Consider the following 15,377-nt stretch of genomic DNA (forward strand, 5'->3'; position numbering starts at 1 on the left):
ACAATGAAAAGACCCGGAACGGTAAAAGTAAAAGGTTGTTGCATTGTTATTCAGCAGGAGGTGTCATCTTTGTCTGGATTAATTACTGCCATTGCGTTATTTATTAAACAATTGACTCTGCTCGTGTCGTACGTGAAGAACAATGCTTTTCCCCAGCCATTGACAGAAGCGGAGGAAACGAAGCACCTGGGGCGAATGGCCGAAGGTGATCCTATCTCTCGCAATTTGCTGATTGAACATAATCTGCGGCTGGTGGCGCATATCGTCAACACGTTGTGAACACGAAGTGATGTCATTTTAGTCGCACGGGACTTAAAATCCTGCGATACGTCAGTACCGTACGGGTTTGCCCCCCCGTCCTCGGCATACTTGATTTATAAGGTTTTTTTTCGAAAAACCTTGGTTTCTGAAACAGCTAAGGAGAGAACTGTAATTACTTTGGATTGTCGTGGAGCTTCACTTTTTATGGGGTGCTAATGGCAGCTCACTAGATAGAAGGTAATAACACAAAAAGTGATAGTTGGTGATGGAAACCACTGCTCAATATACTGCTGCCATGCCGTGAAGTTTGATAGCCCCAACTCCTTTGCAGTTTCTCTATGGAAGGAAATAATGCCACGGTACATTTTTTTCTTTGTTGCGAAATAGCTCGGGAGGTTCGCGCCACTTCTTGCTAGGAATCAAATATCTGCGGTTCGCCGGGCCTCAGTTTTTCGAACAGACCGTGATTCTTCGCATCATGCCGAACCGCACCAGGAGGTGTGGCAATGTAACCAATATGACAGTAATTTCTGATAGCGGTTTTGGGCTTATTGGGGTGGAATAAACGCTGCTTATAGATCCGACATCGGTACCTCCTCCGCGCAGGCGCTCCACATCAGTGAGCTTAATCTTCATTTATTCCACTGCAAGCTGTCGAGCCTTCTTTTTCAATTTCCCGGAAAGTAGTGTAACGATTGATATCGGTTAAATGCGTAATGATAGCTATGGTGGAATGATAGGAGGCGGCTGACATGATCAGGTCTTTGCTGGCTAGTCAGGCTAACTCCTTTACACCACTGCCAAGAGGCGAGCCTCTTGGAGAATGGGAAAACAGAAGTCTAATCCCATGAAATAAAGAGAGGTTAGTCATGTTTTTGCCCCCAGGAATGCAAAAGCGCCACAGTTTCATTAGAAACTGTGGCGCTTTATTGAAGTTAATCAGTCATTGCTCGTAGCACATTATATCATGAGTCCAAATTATCAGAAGTTAAATTACTGCTGGTAACTTACGATAACTCTATAAGAGAAGAAAAATAGATCGTTCACACCGTGTAACTATACGTTATTAGTCTGGATAATGAATCAAGATTTCGAGATGGGGATTCGTGTGAAGACCAACAACCTGTGGGTACTCAATGCCATTAAAGTTATTTGCCGTGGCCAGCCCAATACAAACATAGATTTGTCTATATACGGTTGGAACACGTTCGCCTCGAAGCAAGTATCCCTCCCATTTGCAATCCTTCACAACGATGTTTCCATTATTGGTATGTGGATTTTCGACATCCAATTCATCGGATGAAAAGATCATCCGGGCACGGTGCTTATTGTCAATATTTGTTGTATAGTCTTCGAAACTATCGACACTTATCAAACAAAGACTTCTCCCGTTTGCTTGAAATACGTCTTCCAGGTCTGTTTCTCCTTCGCAACGTTCTGCTAGAAACCTTAAAAACGCAGTGTGACCCAGAGATTCGACAAATCTCCAACCTGTGAGGAGAAAATCCTCAGTGTGGTTTGGATATTCGAACCGATGCGGGGGGCTACCTTGAATGTCCCATACGTCACCGGATTGGGCGAATCTTCCTCCAATTGACAATTCCGCTCTTGTCCAAAAACGGCCATTGGAAGCCTGCGAAATAGGCCGAATCCAGTCACCGTCCTCATTCATTCCAGCAATGCAAAATCCGCCAAAGCTCTTTGTAACAGCCAAAAGAGTAAACCGCATAATTTGGAAACCTCCTGTATCATTTATACTAAATGGATTGTCTGAATTTCTCCGTTAAACTGTTGCAGATATTCAGCCAACAATCGGCGGTGACAATGATGTGGTTTATCTTCGCTGCAAAGAAAACATGGTTTACCATCCTGCATAATCTGATCTAGATCCTTTTCTACTTTTCGTTTATGCAATAAATCAAGGTACCTCTTTTCATATTCTTCCCATGAAATACGCTTTTTTTTGAAATCTTCTAACATCTGTGCTTCTGGAGCAAGGGTAAGGAAGTGGCTGTATTTTATTCCCACCAAGTGCGAAATGTAGTCCAAATCTTCCTTTTTTGCAAAGCCAGCTAACTGAGAGGTGTTGTTGAGTCTTGTATCAATCAAATGTTTTACATTTTCAAGTTGGAGCAAATCAATAAATTTGCGCAGTGGTTTCTTTGCAAAGCCAATTGTACATATTTCCACTGTCATAATGAAGCCCCCTAAAATAGTTTGACTTGTTCAACCTCAACAGGATTTAGTTCTTTGGCCTCGACACCATATTTGGAGAAAAAGTCTCCTACCAGCTTACGATGACAATACCGGTGGTCCTTACAGAAGCAAATAAGAATTACATTTCTGCCAACAATTAACCTCTTATATACTTCCCGTAGAGCCTTCACTCTGGTATCCCATTCTAGCTCTTTTAAGAACCTTTTCTCATAAAGAGGCCACCATTCTTCATAATCCAGTTTATCTTTCCATTCTTGCAGATAGGTTTGAAATAAATCGGGTGAAGGGGAAAGGTCTCGAATAATTTCAGCGTTTTTGATCTCAAAGCCAGCTCGTGTAATGAGCAAAAGATCCGCCTTGAAATTCACTTTATGCAATCCGCTTGCATTACAGGTATATAAGTCCCCAGGAGGATCTAGATACTTATTATTCAAATCGCTGCACCGCCTTTCAAGCCACTCAGATAAAAAATTCATTACACTTATAATACCATAATACGACAAAGATCATAACAGAGTTTACCCAATATGGAAAAAGGATGGCGCAGTAACTGGCCGGCTGGATTGGGGATCAAGCAACTCCAGTTAATTTTCCAGTACATGATCTTATTTCGTAGCTGCAAGCAACACCGTTACTTCGAAATGCAAGCAGATCCTCGTTGGTATCTTTGAATTTGGGAATTTCAATGGTTACAGTATACTCTAACTGAGCATATTTTTTCGCGTATTTCAGGGCAGCCACCTGTCCCCAATTGGGAGCGGGGCTACCGTTGCTGTAGGAATCATGAGCATCATTGACAAGTTCATCAAGCGGGTGATGCTGGAGGTAACGTTCAAGTGCATGATCCGGACAGACCAAGCGAAAGATAATGGTCGGATTTCCATTCTTGACCGCGTAATAAGGAAAGGGTTGCTCGACTCATCACATCAATAGGACTTTTAGATACATACACTCGATTGTTGCTCGAATAACCGGTCAGATGAAATGGATAGCTTTTATCATAATGTTCTCGGTATTGATTAAAAGGTTTGCTTGGAGTTGTACCGCACATAGAACAGTACTTAGCAACACCGTCATGGCCGTATCCAACAAAGACGCACTTTCCAATTTTATCCTGCTGATATAGTTTCTTTTTGTGTATGAGAGTAGACATGATTTCAGGAGCAATGCCACGTATTTGAATTAAATACCAAGCAACTCGTCATAATGAGAGGCCTTGTTAGGCAAGATTAGCTGACTATGTTCTTTGGGAGAAATAACAGCCGTTTTTTCCGGTAACTCTATTTCCAATATGTACGCTACTGCCTCTTTAAAAGTCATACGACAGAAGGCCATAGCGTATCACTCGAAAAGTGGTAATATCGGTTGTTATTTTTGAAAAAATAAAGACCACCGCTTTGTTTGGCATGATTGGCGAGGCTGCCTCCATTTTCAAGAATAAAACCATGTGTTTTGTCAAATCCCATAAGATTTACTTTATTTTCTGCTAGGATTTGTTCTTTGTTGAACGGGAGATTGTGGGCCCATATATCCCCTCCATTCATTGTTTTATAGGTTGAGAATCCATATTTCATAGAGGTGTTGGTTTGGCAGGCTTGTTCCAAATCTTTCAAACGAATCCCTTGATCTTTAAAATCGTAGAGATCCCGGATAAGCTGACGGGTTGAGGTGTATGGCCAACGACATACCGATATAGATCATATTGGCTGTATTATGAAGATTACCCTCATAACATTACTCATACTCAAGGTTCTCCTTTCATAAGAATTCAATTTATTCTTTTAGTTCTGAAGACCGATATGTGATGGTTCCTATTAGCTATTTCTATGTGGAAGCATGGAAGGATATTTACGGGAAATGTCGAATATCTTGATTCAGAATAGTACTCACAATCCTACCAACTAAACTTTTCTTGGATTAATCAAATAATTGTTGAATCAAATTGATGGGATGATGAAAAATCAACGTAGATTTTTTGTGTTTTTAATCAATATAAAATTTATTGGGGAGACTTTGCCGTGCTTGATACTAGTCCGTTTTCAAAAAAAATGTTAGATGTTTTGAAACACAGTAAATCCTATAAAATTAACAAGCAGCAGAATAATTTAGAACTTTTTACTTGCCCTATTAATGCAAATCAATTTGATTATTCTAGCATGGTAGAAAGTCTAATTGAATCTGTCGCTGATTTTTCTATTTCCAGAAAAACAAAGGAGAAGTATCAAGGCTCTCCAATGACATTATCTCAAAAAGCCCGAGAAAAATTTCGGAACTATAAGGAAAACAAGGGGGAGCTGGGAGAATTCCTACTATTTTGTTTTTTGGAAGGCCACTTAAATGCTCCCAAGATTTTATCGAAATTAGAACTTAAGACCTCCACAAACATGTATGTGAACGGATCAGATGGCATACACTTCTTAAAGTTGCCAAGTGGAGATTATCAATTAATCTTTGGTGAGTCTAAATTATACGATGATTTAACAACTGGACTTCGGGATGCTTTTCAGTCAATTAATGATTTTTTGAAAGAAGAGAATCAAAAGGGGGAAGAGAAAAGCGGAATCAGCTATGAGAAATCCCTGCTATCTACAAGTGTTTTCAGAGAAACCTGGACTACTGAAGAAGAATTGTTTATTGAACAACTTATTTATCCTACTAATGATAGATCATTTGAAGTTGATGATGCTTTCGGAATTTTTGTCGGTTTTGAAATTAATCTTGATGACAAACAACGTAGATTACCAAATGACAAATTTAGAACTATGATAGACGAACATATTAATGAGCTTGTAGCTAAAAAAATCACTAATATTGAAAACTATATAGATCAACATGAGCTATTTGGATATAATTTTTATGTGTATACAATGCCCTTCTTAGATATCGATCTATCGAGAATGAAAATACTGGAGAGTTTGATAAAATGACATTTCTAAATAGACTAGTGGATAAAGCGCTTAAAGATCCTTATGTGTCGACCTTAATAGTGAAGTTAGAAAAGCAATATGCTAATCATTTCATAGGTAAAAACACAGAGGTACTTAATCTTACTGGAAAAGAGTATTTAGACTTGCTTCGATTTGCTGATATTCTTTGTCGTTCTGAGAAATACGAAGCAAGAAACACTGCATATAAGATAATCAGTTTGCTTCATGCATTTTATAATGATGATCAAATGTTTAAGTTACAGGCTTATAACGTATTGGTAAAGTTGGGCAATTTTCCATCAATTGAAATTGTATTAGGTGAAACAAAGGTTCACTCGGATGAAATAGTAATAGATCGAATAGTAAAAGAAACGTATCAAGCCGCGCCGGGTTCTTCTAATATTTTCACGGATACTCAATATAAATTATTTGAAAAGATGAAAGATAGTAACCACTTTAGTTTTTCTGGTCCAACCTCATTTGGAAAGTCTTTTATTTTTGAATCATTTATTAAATACTTGATCGAAAAAAAGAATGGGTCTGATAACATTGCTCTACTGGTTCCTACAAGGGCATTGATAAATCAAGTTTCTATGAAATTAAAAAACGTAATAAACAACAAAAAATACAAAATATTAACTAAACCTGTAGTACCATTATTATATAAGCAGAGTGATACCAGATTTATTTTCGTATTGACTCCGGAGAGACTCATATCATATCTATCAGAAGCCAATCCAGTAATAAACTATTTGTTAGTAGATGAGGCTCACAAACTGTTATCTGAAACCGACACGCGTGCGCCATTATTTTATCATGCTTTAATGATTGCTAAACGGAAAAGTATAAATCTTTATTTCTCATCTCCTAATGTACCGAATACTGAAATCTTTCTACAGTTAGTCGGAAATAGTGTGGAAGAAACCTTAAGTATAAAAGAAAACTCGGTTGCACAGAATCGTTTTTTTATTGATTGTATTGAGAAGCGTGCAGTTTATTTTTCAGAGTATGGTGATGAACAAGTATTAGAGTACAGTGGTTACGCTTCTGATTCCCATACCAATTTAAAAAATGCTATCAATATATTGGGGGAAAACAGTCCGAATATTATCTATTGCAATACTAAAGATGATACTATTCAGTATGCTTTAGAGTATGCTAAAACTTTATCATACAGGTCTGATAATGAACTTGGACAGTTAATTAATCTTGTACAAGATACTATGCATGAAGAATATTACCTTGTGGACTGTCTAAAGAAAGGTGTTGCTTATCATTTTGGTGGGCTACCTCAACGGATTAGAGAAAAGATTGAACTGCTTTTTCAAAAAAAGATAATAAAAAACATCTTTTGCACTTCTACTCTTTTGGAAGGAGTAAATCTTCCAGCAAAAAATATTTTTATTTTAAGCAATGCTATTGGACTAACTAAATTATCAAAGATTGATTTTTGGAATTTAGCTGGTAGGGCAGGGAGACTAACAGAAGATTTAAGTGGTAACATTATCTGTTTACGTATTATTGATAAAAGAAATCGTTGGGAGAATCCGGATAAGGATCTCCAAGTTATTAAGGACAAGTCTGTAGGCGATGTATCTTCTGTTCTTATGACTAATCAAGGGAAGTTTTATATTAACATTGGAAACTCAATTAGAAATGAGCCGTTTACTAGAAAACATGTAACAGAAAATGAAAAAAGAATGTTAGATTCTTACGGTAATATTCTAGCCTATCATGCTTTAAGTAAAACTGATTCAATTCTCAGAAGCAAGTTCATTGATCGTAATAATCAAGCGAAGGAAATAATTAATTACTTAGAAAAATTCAATAAAGTTCCAGAGAAAATTCTTTCTCAAAGTTCTACAATTAAGTTAGTTTACCAAAACAAAATTCTCTCATCTTCAATGAGCTTAATGAATATCCCTGAAAGAACAGGATATCAAGAGTGCTTAGATTTACTTAATACCCTTTGTGATTTGTACAATTGGGAAAAAGAAGAATCTGGAGGGAGAAATCCTTTAGTTAGAAGTAAAGCTGTCTTAGGGTACTATGCAGTTTTGATGAGTTCATGGATTAACTCCCAACCACTGAACGTTATTATTAAGAAGACAATCAATTATTTCGACGAGAACAGTAAGCAAATCTCTATTAATAATAGAGACTTTGTACTGTTTGAAAAAGAGAATAGGGCCCATATAAATCATATAGTAAACAACGTAGTATCGGATATTGAAAATTTGCTTCGCTTTAAAATAAAAATTTATGTGAAAAATTATGTTGATTTGTTAAACATTAAATATCAAAAGGACGAAGAAACTATTGATATTCCAAATTGGGATAATTATTTAGAATATGGAACGACAGATCTTACAATAATAGAATTACAAAATCTAGGCTTCCAAAGACATATAGCTAGTTTTTTGAAAAACAATTACCTTGACTTTTTCGTTATGGAAAACGGAATAATAACTGATTTCCTAGAAAATGAATTAAAAGAGCAACTTCAAAAATCGAAATACATGCAAGAGTATGAGGAGGTATCAAATACATTGGGATGGAGTTAAGGCTTGCCGGACTTTTTCCTAATCGCGAGAAATATTTACAAATTGTCAATAAAGTTCTTGTAACGCGGGAGTTATACAAATGTTTCATTACCAGGGATCGCATATCCTTAAAGGAAAAGGCAGCCTTTTTTCCAGTTGGGGGAATGGATGCCATATTAGTGGGTAGCACTATGTTCGTGTCTAGACAGAAAGCGATTTCCCTGATGCCGTATTGTTGCTTCCGCGTTCTCTCGGAACTGAATTGACTGGCATTTGTTTGAACTAAATTGAACAGCGGAAGCAAGTATAGTAATACTAGTACGGGCCATTCTATATGAGCGGCCTTTTTTTGCTTGCTTACCGTTCCACTTCCAGAACGTCTTTGGTTTTGTTAATGTTCGTTTCTTTGTTTCTACCCTGCTGCGAACATTCTCGTGACCAACCTGTCGTCTCAGAAACTCCTCGATTGGTCTAAATTCAGGCGGTTATCCTGGACTTGTTGCTTATGGTAGGTACATTCAAATATACTTTTTCAAGATAGGTGCAATTATTTTATAAACATCATCATTCTCTTTAATTTTTATATTATGGTTTCTGGTGTAATAGGGGTGAATATAAATAAGGGTGGTTAGAAGTGATTCATGTCCCAGTAATTGTTGGATGGTCGTACTTTCACTTCCTGCTTCATAAATAAATGTCGCAAAGGAGTGGCGGAGGCTATGGATTCCGACATGTGGAAGATTTGCCTTCAGTAAATATTCGTCCAAAAGAGATGTAACATAGGATCGTGTAATCGCATTACCGTTGATATTAAATAAGAAATCATCATTATTTAAATTGTTCTCGGCATAGTAGGCTTTTAATATATCTCCGTATCCGTCTCTTAGCGCAACAACTCTTTGTTTTTTTGATTTTGTCTTTTCTAATAAAATCAATTCATCTTCTATAAAAATATTCTTTAACCGTAAATTTGAAATCTCGGAAATTCTGCACCCGGTCGAAAGTAAAAGAGTAAATAATAGAGTATCACGTTCCAAATTCTTACTATACTTAATTAAGCTTTGTAAAAATCGTAATACTTCATGACGGGAAAGAATCCTAATTGGCTTTTTCACTTTTTTAAAATCATTTATATTAAATTGTTGTTTTGAAACTATATCGAAATAATTGTAATTTTTTGAGAAGAATCTAAAGAAGCTTTTAAGTGCGTTTGAAGTAACTAATAACTTGTTGTAACCATGAGGGACCATTTGTACAAGATAAAAGTCTATTAATTTTGCATCAATGGGACGGTGCGAAACTATTTCATCTTTTGAATTATATATTTTGTAAATCTTGTCTAAATCAACATCATCTACTTTGCACTGAAGTTGTTGTGACAGAAAGATACAAAATTCTTCTAGACGTTTATGATAGTTTTTAAGAGTTTGATGGGCCAAAGTTGATGTGTTCAGGTAAACTTTAATTAATTCCATAAAATTCATTGCTGTATTCTCCCAATTCCGATCATGTCTTTCAACAACTTTTCAAATGGAAAAGGATATTTCCGGGTAACCTCATCTTTAAGATCTTTAGGTAGTAATTGAATATATATCCTTGTGGTTTCAATAGATTTATGCCCTAGTACTTGTTGCAAGATATCGACAGGCATTCCTTGCTTAATACAATTAACTGCGAAGGTGTGTCTCAAACCATGTACAGTATATAAACCTTTCATGCCTAGGGTGGTATATATTTTATCCAACATATATTGAACGTTTCTCTTGCTTAAAGGTGTTCTACCATCGTAACATCTCTTACTAAAGAGAGCTTCTTTGTTAAGAATATCCCATTTATGCAAACCAGTTCTAGAGAAAAAGTCTAGCACTGCTTCCTTTAATTCTGGATACATAGGCACGTATCGTTCGCGACCATTTTTGCTTTTTCTTATAAAAATCACATTTTCATTAAGATTGAAATCTCCAACACGCAGTTTAATTAGCTCACTAATCCTACAACCAGTCATTAGCATGAAATATATGATCGTGTAATTTAAAAATGGCCAGGAAGTTTTCTTGGATTCTGTTAATAGTGATGTTACTAATCCATCAGGTATATACCGTGGCTTTAGCTCGTCACCGATATTTTTAAATCGTCCTCGCAAATCTTCATTTACATACTTACGAACATAGGCAAATTCAAGCATACTTTTTATGATTGCCTGGTACGTATCTATCGTACCACTTGCAATAGTATCACCTTTTTTAGGAGTGCATGTTTCAAGGAATTCGTAAAAGATTTCGATATCTAAATTGATGAGTTTTCTTTCTGTGAATCCATCCCTAAAAAACCGCTGTAATTGATTTAAGAACGCTAAGTAATAAGTTTTAGTATTTGGTGATTTCTTTTTATCATTTATAATATAATCTTTGAATTCCTCAATGACAAAAAGTATCGTTTTGTCGCTTTCTAGTTTCTTTTTCCCTTGCAAAAAAGCAAAAAAATCTTTTGGGTCTATTCCAAATTGTTCACAAACATACTCAGGGTCCAATTCAGGTTTTATATCAAAGCTAAACTGATCCATGGTTACACCTCCTTTTTAATTTGATTTGCTGGATTATAAGGTAGTGACATGTTAAGAAGCCTGCTTATACTTTTATGAACATAGTATTCAGTTGAGGACCAATGGAGATGTCCCAGCGCTTTGGAAACTTCATCAAAATCATTTAAATTATCCAAAGCATTGGTTGCATACGTGTGTCTGAGAGCTTTGGGGTTGATTCTTCTTTCTCCGAAAGCTCTTAAATTAGCTCGTCCCATAATGGAGGCAACACCACTTCTACTTAAGGGCTCTCCATATTGATTGGTGAACAAATAGTCGTGGTTCAGATTAAAAGTTGCACGAACTAGAAGGTACTTTTTTAGTAATTTAGTAAGATGTTTACTTATGTTCAAGGTTCTTTGGCCCGATTTCTGACAGAAGAATACAATCTTTGATTCAACGAGTTCTAAGTCGTTTAATGTGATATTTACAAGTTCAATTGGTCGACATCCGAGTTCCATTGTAAGAAGAACTACTGTAAGATCTCTTTCTTTAAATACACTTAAATTATCTAATGCTTCTAATATTGCTGCTATTTCCTCAACAGACGCTTTAATATTGGAACATTTGCCGTTATCTCGAAGCTCAGGGGGGATGATATACCTAAGTTTAGAAATATTTTTTGCTCTTAAGAGGTCAATAAATAATTGCATAGTTCTTAGATATTTATAAACTGTACATTTCTGAATGGAATGTGACTCCATTTCTCTTACAAGAAATCTTTCGTATGTTAGTAGGTTTTGATTAGAGAGATCCGAAAATTCCGATAGTTCAAAAGAAGTGAAGTAAATATTTGTTTGAGTAGATAGAAAATTGATGAATTTTCTAAGAGATCTTTGCTTAACATCTATAGTACTTTCCGTGTATTTAGTTCGATAAAAATTACTGAATTCAAGTATGGCTTTACAGTACTTCTTATCGGGTGATAGTCGTTCAACAGTTCTGGTTTTTAAGCAATTTAATTTTTTTTGGGGAGGGATTGGAATAAAGAGCGAATTAGTAAGCTGTAGGATTAAGTCATCTTTATGTTTTTGATTAGTTTCTAATCGGTTGATGTGATCAATAACTAAACTAAATGATAATTTTCTTCTACTATAGGTAGATCCTGGTAGAGCCTTGGCCAATTCAATCATAATTTAAGTTCACCTCAATATTATTATTCTCAAAAACTATTAATATATTCATAGTATTGTTGTAAACACTAGATATTTTTGGTAGAGTTGAGTTATACCATATTCGTATTCCTATTCTCTCCGCCAGGCGGCTCAGGAGAGCTTTCTAATGATTTAAAATTACTCTTCCTAACGGGATGAACTGTGCGTTTTTCTGCACAAATTAATATTTATTAAATTTGAGTTGGACCTTGAATGTAATTAAATTCTGGTCTTTTTTATTCTGTTAAAATTTAGTAATTTTGTCATATTATTTTTGTAAGATGACAAAAATTTTAATCCGCTAAAGCGTTTGGTGTAATATAGATGTAAAAATCCCAATTTCTAAAGAGATAGTTTCATCATTATCATGGTTAAAACGGCGAAAAAGGAGGTGTAGATGCTATGGAGATATTTCGAGTCTCGATATCGGATTTTAGTTTTGTTTCTTCTCAGTCTCGATATTTACCTTTTTTGACTTCAGCAGCATCAGCTCACTGTGCCACTATCATGATAACCGAAGAATATAGTTCAAACTCTTGTTCACTTAATAAAGTGTACAAGACATGATGAAACAAGGTGAAATTTACTTTTTATTTCAATAAATCAGGGATCTTCACTTTATTAAGTGATTAGGGGTCTCTATCTTATAACTATATTAAGGTTAAATACGGGTGATCCTTTTGACTAGTTCCCGTAAACCTAAGAAAAAGAAAGCAAACAGAATTACTTATCAAGATATCCTTATTAGATTAAGGAGAATTGAGCAATTTCAAAAGCAATATGAAAATGGAGAAAAAAAATTAACATCAGAAGATCTTCTGAGATATAAAAGAGGACTTCATGGTAAGTTCACATATGAATGGCCAGAATTGCTTTTTTTAAGGTCTCAGGTGGAAGAACTTTCGCTTTTCCTACTTGCATTAGATGTAAAAACCAGGCGAATAGTAATAATGAGGGAAGAAATGATCGGATTTAGTCAGAACAGTTTAAGAACTTTATATGGTTTCAATAACGATAAAATGAGGTATTTCACACGGGTTGATTCTATTGGTAAAAATGAGCAAAAGATGAACAATCAAAAGGGATACGTATCAAGAAATGAACTTGTTCGAAAAATATTTCCTGATATTAATATTCCAATTGAGTTTTTTGCATTTATCGCCTTACTAGCACGTGTACCATTGCAATGGTTAACTAGAGACAAGCCTGATCTATCTTGGAGTGTTGAGCATTTTGGATTACTAGAAACTGATGAAATTAGTGGAAAGGACTTGATTCCTTTTATAAATAGTCTTAAGCCTGATGTACATGATATTAGGGCCGTTGTGATTAATGAACATGAACTGGAGAGGCTTTATTTAAGAGTAGAGATATTATTTGGAACAGTAATTGTTGAGTTGAGTAATACCTATGCTACGACTACTGCATGTAGACGATTTAGAGCACTGTTTTACGGAAAAGAGATATTACATGGATATAAGCGAACAGTCATTCCGAGTCAAATAAATCAAACTATCATTTGGAGACATTGTGAATCGTTACGACCAATATGTCCACCTGTTGAATTTGAGAAATTTGATCGATCACTTTATTAAGTGAACGAAAGGATAAGTAATAATGTTAGGAAAACCTTCTGATATAAGATATCGGGAGGTTTTTTTATTGGTAAAGAAAACAGATTGTGATTTATCAAAACAACGGCGCATAGCATTAGAAATTATCGAACAATGGATAACAGAAGAAGATAAAAGATCAGTAACTGATGAAGAGAACGAATCCGGTAGGAATGAGTCTAATGAATCTAACGATTGATGACATGTATTAGCTTGTTTATTTCTAAGATTAAACATGGACTAGGTCAAGCCCCATACAGAATATCTATAACTGAGGTGGTTTGATGGAAAATGCAGATTTATTCATTTACGTGCCTTTAACCCAGCTTGAATGTGTTGATACTAAATCTGCCGTTATATCTGACGAAACTCTGGAAGCTAAGTGGAGAGTGATTGACTATATACTGAAGAAAATAATATTAAAAACCGACTGATATCATCAGCCGGTTTATTTTTTTGAAATAAGGACACGCTATATATAAATGAGAACAAATGTTCCTGTATGGGTGGTGTGTCTAAATTGTCGATCAAAACTGTTTCAGGCATTATCTGTACGGAGGGTATTATCGTAAATGATTCAATTTACAGTTGTTCTAAAGCAATAAGAGAGCAATGGTTTCACAAAGTACTTGAGACGGGGAATATTGATGTTTTGGTGTATCTTGACTCGAACAACCCAACTGAGGTCTTTCTTCCATTAAGCACGGGATGTTACTTATCGTGTCTATGTATTACAAAATTGGATGTGCCCGAAGAGAATTTACAGATCTATTTTGATCATATAGAAAGACTAAAACATGCCTATAGGAATAGAAACATTTAAAACACTTTTCATAAAAGAAAGGAGCTAATAATTATGCTTACGGCCGTATATGCACGCGTTTCCACGGGCATGCAAGCAATGGAAGGAACTAGCTTGGACGGCCAAGTTGAACTTTGCATTAAGAAAGCTAAGGAAATACATGTCATCGAAAATGAACTTAAGATATATAAAGAGGAAGGGTTTAGTGGTGAAGATATTGAACGACCTGCAATGAATCAACTTAGGCAAGATGTTGCTTCCGGTTTGGTTAATTGCATTATTATTACACATCCTGACCGGTTATCTCGCGATCTAACAGATAAACTTTTTGTTTGTCGAGAATTTGAATCAAGAAATGTAAATTTGGTTTTTGTAGATACGGAATACAAGAACACTCCGGAAGGACAACTATTTTTCAATCTGATCAGCGTAATCGCTCAATATGAATTGTCACTGATAAAAAAGAGAACTGTTCGAGGGCGTCTGATTGCAGTAGAAAAAGATAATAAAGTTATGCCAATGAGGGTACCACCCTATGGATATAATTGGATCGAAGGACACTTAGAAATTAATGATCAAGAAGCTGTATTCGTGAAGTTAATTTATCAATGGTATGTATATGATCATTTAACTTTAAGAGAGATTGGTACGAAATTAGTTGAGCTAGGAGCAGAGCCTAAGCGGGCTGAAAGTAAAAACTGGAGTGCGAGTTCTATCCAAAATATTTTGAAGTCAGAGGTTTATATAGGGAAGTTATATTACAACAGGAGAAAAACACAAAAAGTAAAGGGTGAACGTACAAAGAAAGGAGCACCTAAGAAAACATACACATACCGTGATGAAAAAGACTGGTTACTTGTTACGGTACCGTCAATTATAGAGGATCCCTTATTTTCACAGGCACAAGAGCAGCGAACTAAAAACAAGAAAATGTCCGGTAATGTGAAACACGAATATCTACTTAAGTCTTTAATGAGATGCGGTCATTGTGGAAGGAAGTGGGAAGCAACCACATACTCCGGTAGACCTAATAATAGTACGGGAATACGCGAAAAATATAAATCTTATCGNTACTTAAGTCTTTAATGAGATGCGGTCATTGTGGAAGGAAGTGGGAAGCAACCACCTACTCCGGTAGACCTAATAATAGTACGGGAATACGCGAAAAATATAAATCTTATCGTTGTCCAAACGTAAACCCAAAGAAATATGGTCCTGATGTAACTAGCTGTCCAAGCCGTTCAATCAGGGCTGAATTGCTGGATGGTTATGTATGGAA

14 protein-coding genes and 1 pseudogene are annotated in these 15,377 nt (G+C 35.7%); 7 read left to right on the forward strand and 8 right to left on the reverse strand.

Features of this window, described 5'->3' with window-relative positions:
* Positions 1-69 precede the first annotated feature (69 nt).
* A pseudogene (locus EJP82_RS25025) lies at positions 70-267 on the forward strand (RNA polymerase subunit sigma-70); the annotation flags it as partial.
* 1,060 nt (positions 268-1,327) lie between these two features.
* Here the strand turns inward: EJP82_RS25025 and EJP82_RS25030 are convergent.
* The 5 genes from EJP82_RS25030 to EJP82_RS25050 all read right to left on the reverse strand — a co-directional run bounded on the left by EJP82_RS25030 (position 1,328) and on the right by EJP82_RS25050 (position 4,091).
* The gene (locus tag EJP82_RS25030; RefSeq protein ID WP_127194799.1) at positions 1,328-1,990 is read right to left on the reverse strand and encodes a dual OB domain-containing protein; all 663 of its coding nucleotides are present in this window, start codon (positions 1,988-1,990) and stop codon (positions 1,328-1,330) included.
* Positions 1,991-2,013: 23 nt separating this feature from the next.
* The gene (locus EJP82_RS25035) at positions 2,014-2,457 is read right to left on the reverse strand and encodes a DUF488 domain-containing protein (protein WP_127194800.1); all 444 of its coding nucleotides are present in this window, start codon (positions 2,455-2,457) and stop codon (positions 2,014-2,016) included.
* An 11-nt stretch (positions 2,458-2,468) separates the two neighbouring features.
* Positions 2,469-2,912, reverse strand: a complete 444-nt coding sequence (locus EJP82_RS25040; protein WP_246054428.1) for a DUF488 family protein, N3 subclade — start codon at positions 2,910-2,912, stop codon at positions 2,469-2,471.
* A 398-nt stretch (positions 2,913-3,310) separates the two neighbouring features.
* A complete protein-coding gene (locus EJP82_RS28955) occupies positions 3,311-3,661 on the reverse strand; it encodes a DUF3991 domain-containing protein (protein WP_425464369.1) in 351 nt (116 codons plus the stop codon).
* A gap of 133 nt (positions 3,662-3,794) precedes the next feature.
* Entirely contained in the window at positions 3,795-4,091 is a 297-nt protein-coding gene (locus EJP82_RS25050; RefSeq protein WP_127194803.1) for a hypothetical protein, read from the reverse strand.
* Positions 4,092-4,496: 405 nt separating this feature from the next.
* Here EJP82_RS25050 and EJP82_RS25055 point away from each other — a divergent pair, with 405 nt between their 5' ends.
* Positions 4,497-5,405: a HamA C-terminal domain-containing protein gene (locus EJP82_RS25055; protein ID WP_127194804.1), complete on the forward strand. Its 909-nt coding sequence runs from the start codon at positions 4,497-4,499 to the stop codon at positions 5,403-5,405.
* Positions 5,402-7,969, forward strand: a complete 2,568-nt coding sequence (locus EJP82_RS25060) for a DEAD/DEAH box helicase (RefSeq protein WP_127194805.1) — start codon at positions 5,402-5,404, stop codon at positions 7,967-7,969. Before EJP82_RS25055 ends, EJP82_RS25060 begins: the two co-directional genes overlap by 4 nt.
* A 497-nt stretch (positions 7,970-8,466) precedes the next feature.
* Here EJP82_RS25060 and EJP82_RS25065 read toward each other — a convergent pair whose 3' ends face one another.
* The 3 genes from EJP82_RS25065 to EJP82_RS25075 are packed head-to-tail and all read right to left on the reverse strand — an operon-like array spanning position 8,467 to position 11,662.
* Positions 8,467-9,432, reverse strand: coding sequence for a tyrosine-type recombinase/integrase (locus EJP82_RS25065; protein ID WP_127194806.1), 966 nt, complete (start codon positions 9,430-9,432; stop codon positions 8,467-8,469).
* Positions 9,429-10,511 (reverse strand): tyrosine-type recombinase/integrase, encoded by a 1,083-nt coding sequence (locus tag EJP82_RS25070; protein WP_127194807.1) that lies wholly within the window; start codon positions 10,509-10,511, stop codon positions 9,429-9,431. The genes EJP82_RS25065 and EJP82_RS25070 overlap by 4 nt, the downstream gene beginning before the upstream one ends.
* Positions 10,512-10,513: 2 nt before the next feature.
* Entirely contained in the window at positions 10,514-11,662 is a 1,149-nt protein-coding gene (locus tag EJP82_RS25075; protein ID WP_127194808.1) for a tyrosine-type recombinase/integrase, read from the reverse strand.
* Positions 11,663-12,363: 701 nt separating this feature from the next.
* On the opposite strand from EJP82_RS25075, the gene EJP82_RS25080 reads away from it, so the two are divergent.
* From EJP82_RS25080 to EJP82_RS25090, 4 genes are all read left to right on the forward strand, one after another.
* On the forward strand, positions 12,364-13,278 hold the full coding sequence (locus tag EJP82_RS25080) for a hypothetical protein (RefSeq protein ID WP_127194809.1): 915 nt from the start codon (positions 12,364-12,366) through the stop codon (positions 13,276-13,278).
* A 67-nt stretch (positions 13,279-13,345) separates the two neighbouring features.
* A complete protein-coding gene (locus tag EJP82_RS28045) occupies positions 13,346-13,495 on the forward strand; it encodes a hypothetical protein (RefSeq protein WP_170220297.1) in 150 nt (49 codons plus the stop codon).
* 702 nt (positions 13,496-14,197) lie between these two features.
* A complete protein-coding gene (locus EJP82_RS25085) occupies positions 14,198-15,184 on the forward strand; it encodes a recombinase family protein (RefSeq protein ID WP_425464370.1) in 987 nt (328 codons plus the stop codon).
* Positions 15,184-15,377 (forward strand): recombinase zinc ribbon domain-containing protein (locus EJP82_RS25090; RefSeq protein ID WP_211350295.1); only part of this gene is annotated, 194 nt, incomplete at its 3' end. The genes EJP82_RS25085 and EJP82_RS25090, both read left to right, overlap by 1 nt.

Origin of the sequence: Paenibacillus anaericanus, assembly GCF_003994475.1 — a bacterium.
In the GTDB taxonomy this organism is placed as follows: domain Bacteria; phylum Bacillota; class Bacilli; order Paenibacillales; family Paenibacillaceae; genus Fontibacillus; species Fontibacillus anaericanus.

Excerpts from the sequence above, each read along its gene's own strand:
- EJP82_RS25035 (WP_127194800.1), bottom strand. The coding sequence starts at position 2,457 with ATGACAGTGGAAATATGTACAATTGGCTTTGCAAAGAAACCACTGCGC.
- EJP82_RS25075 (WP_127194808.1), bottom strand. The coding sequence starts at position 11,662 with ATGATTGAATTGGCCAAGGCTCTACCAGGATCTACCTATAGTAGAAGA.
- EJP82_RS25060 (WP_127194805.1), top strand. The coding sequence starts at position 5,402 with ATGACATTTCTAAATAGACTAGTGGATAAAGCGCTTAAAGATCCTTAT.
- EJP82_RS25030 (WP_127194799.1), bottom strand. The coding sequence starts at position 1,990 with ATGCGGTTTACTCTTTTGGCTGTTACAAAGAGCTTTGGCGGATTTTGC.
- EJP82_RS25070 (WP_127194807.1), bottom strand. The coding sequence starts at position 10,511 with ATGGATCAGTTTAGCTTTGATATAAAACCTGAATTGGACCCTGAGTAT.
- EJP82_RS25065 (WP_127194806.1), bottom strand. The coding sequence starts at position 9,432 with ATGAATTTTATGGAATTAATTAAAGTTTACCTGAACACATCAACTTTG.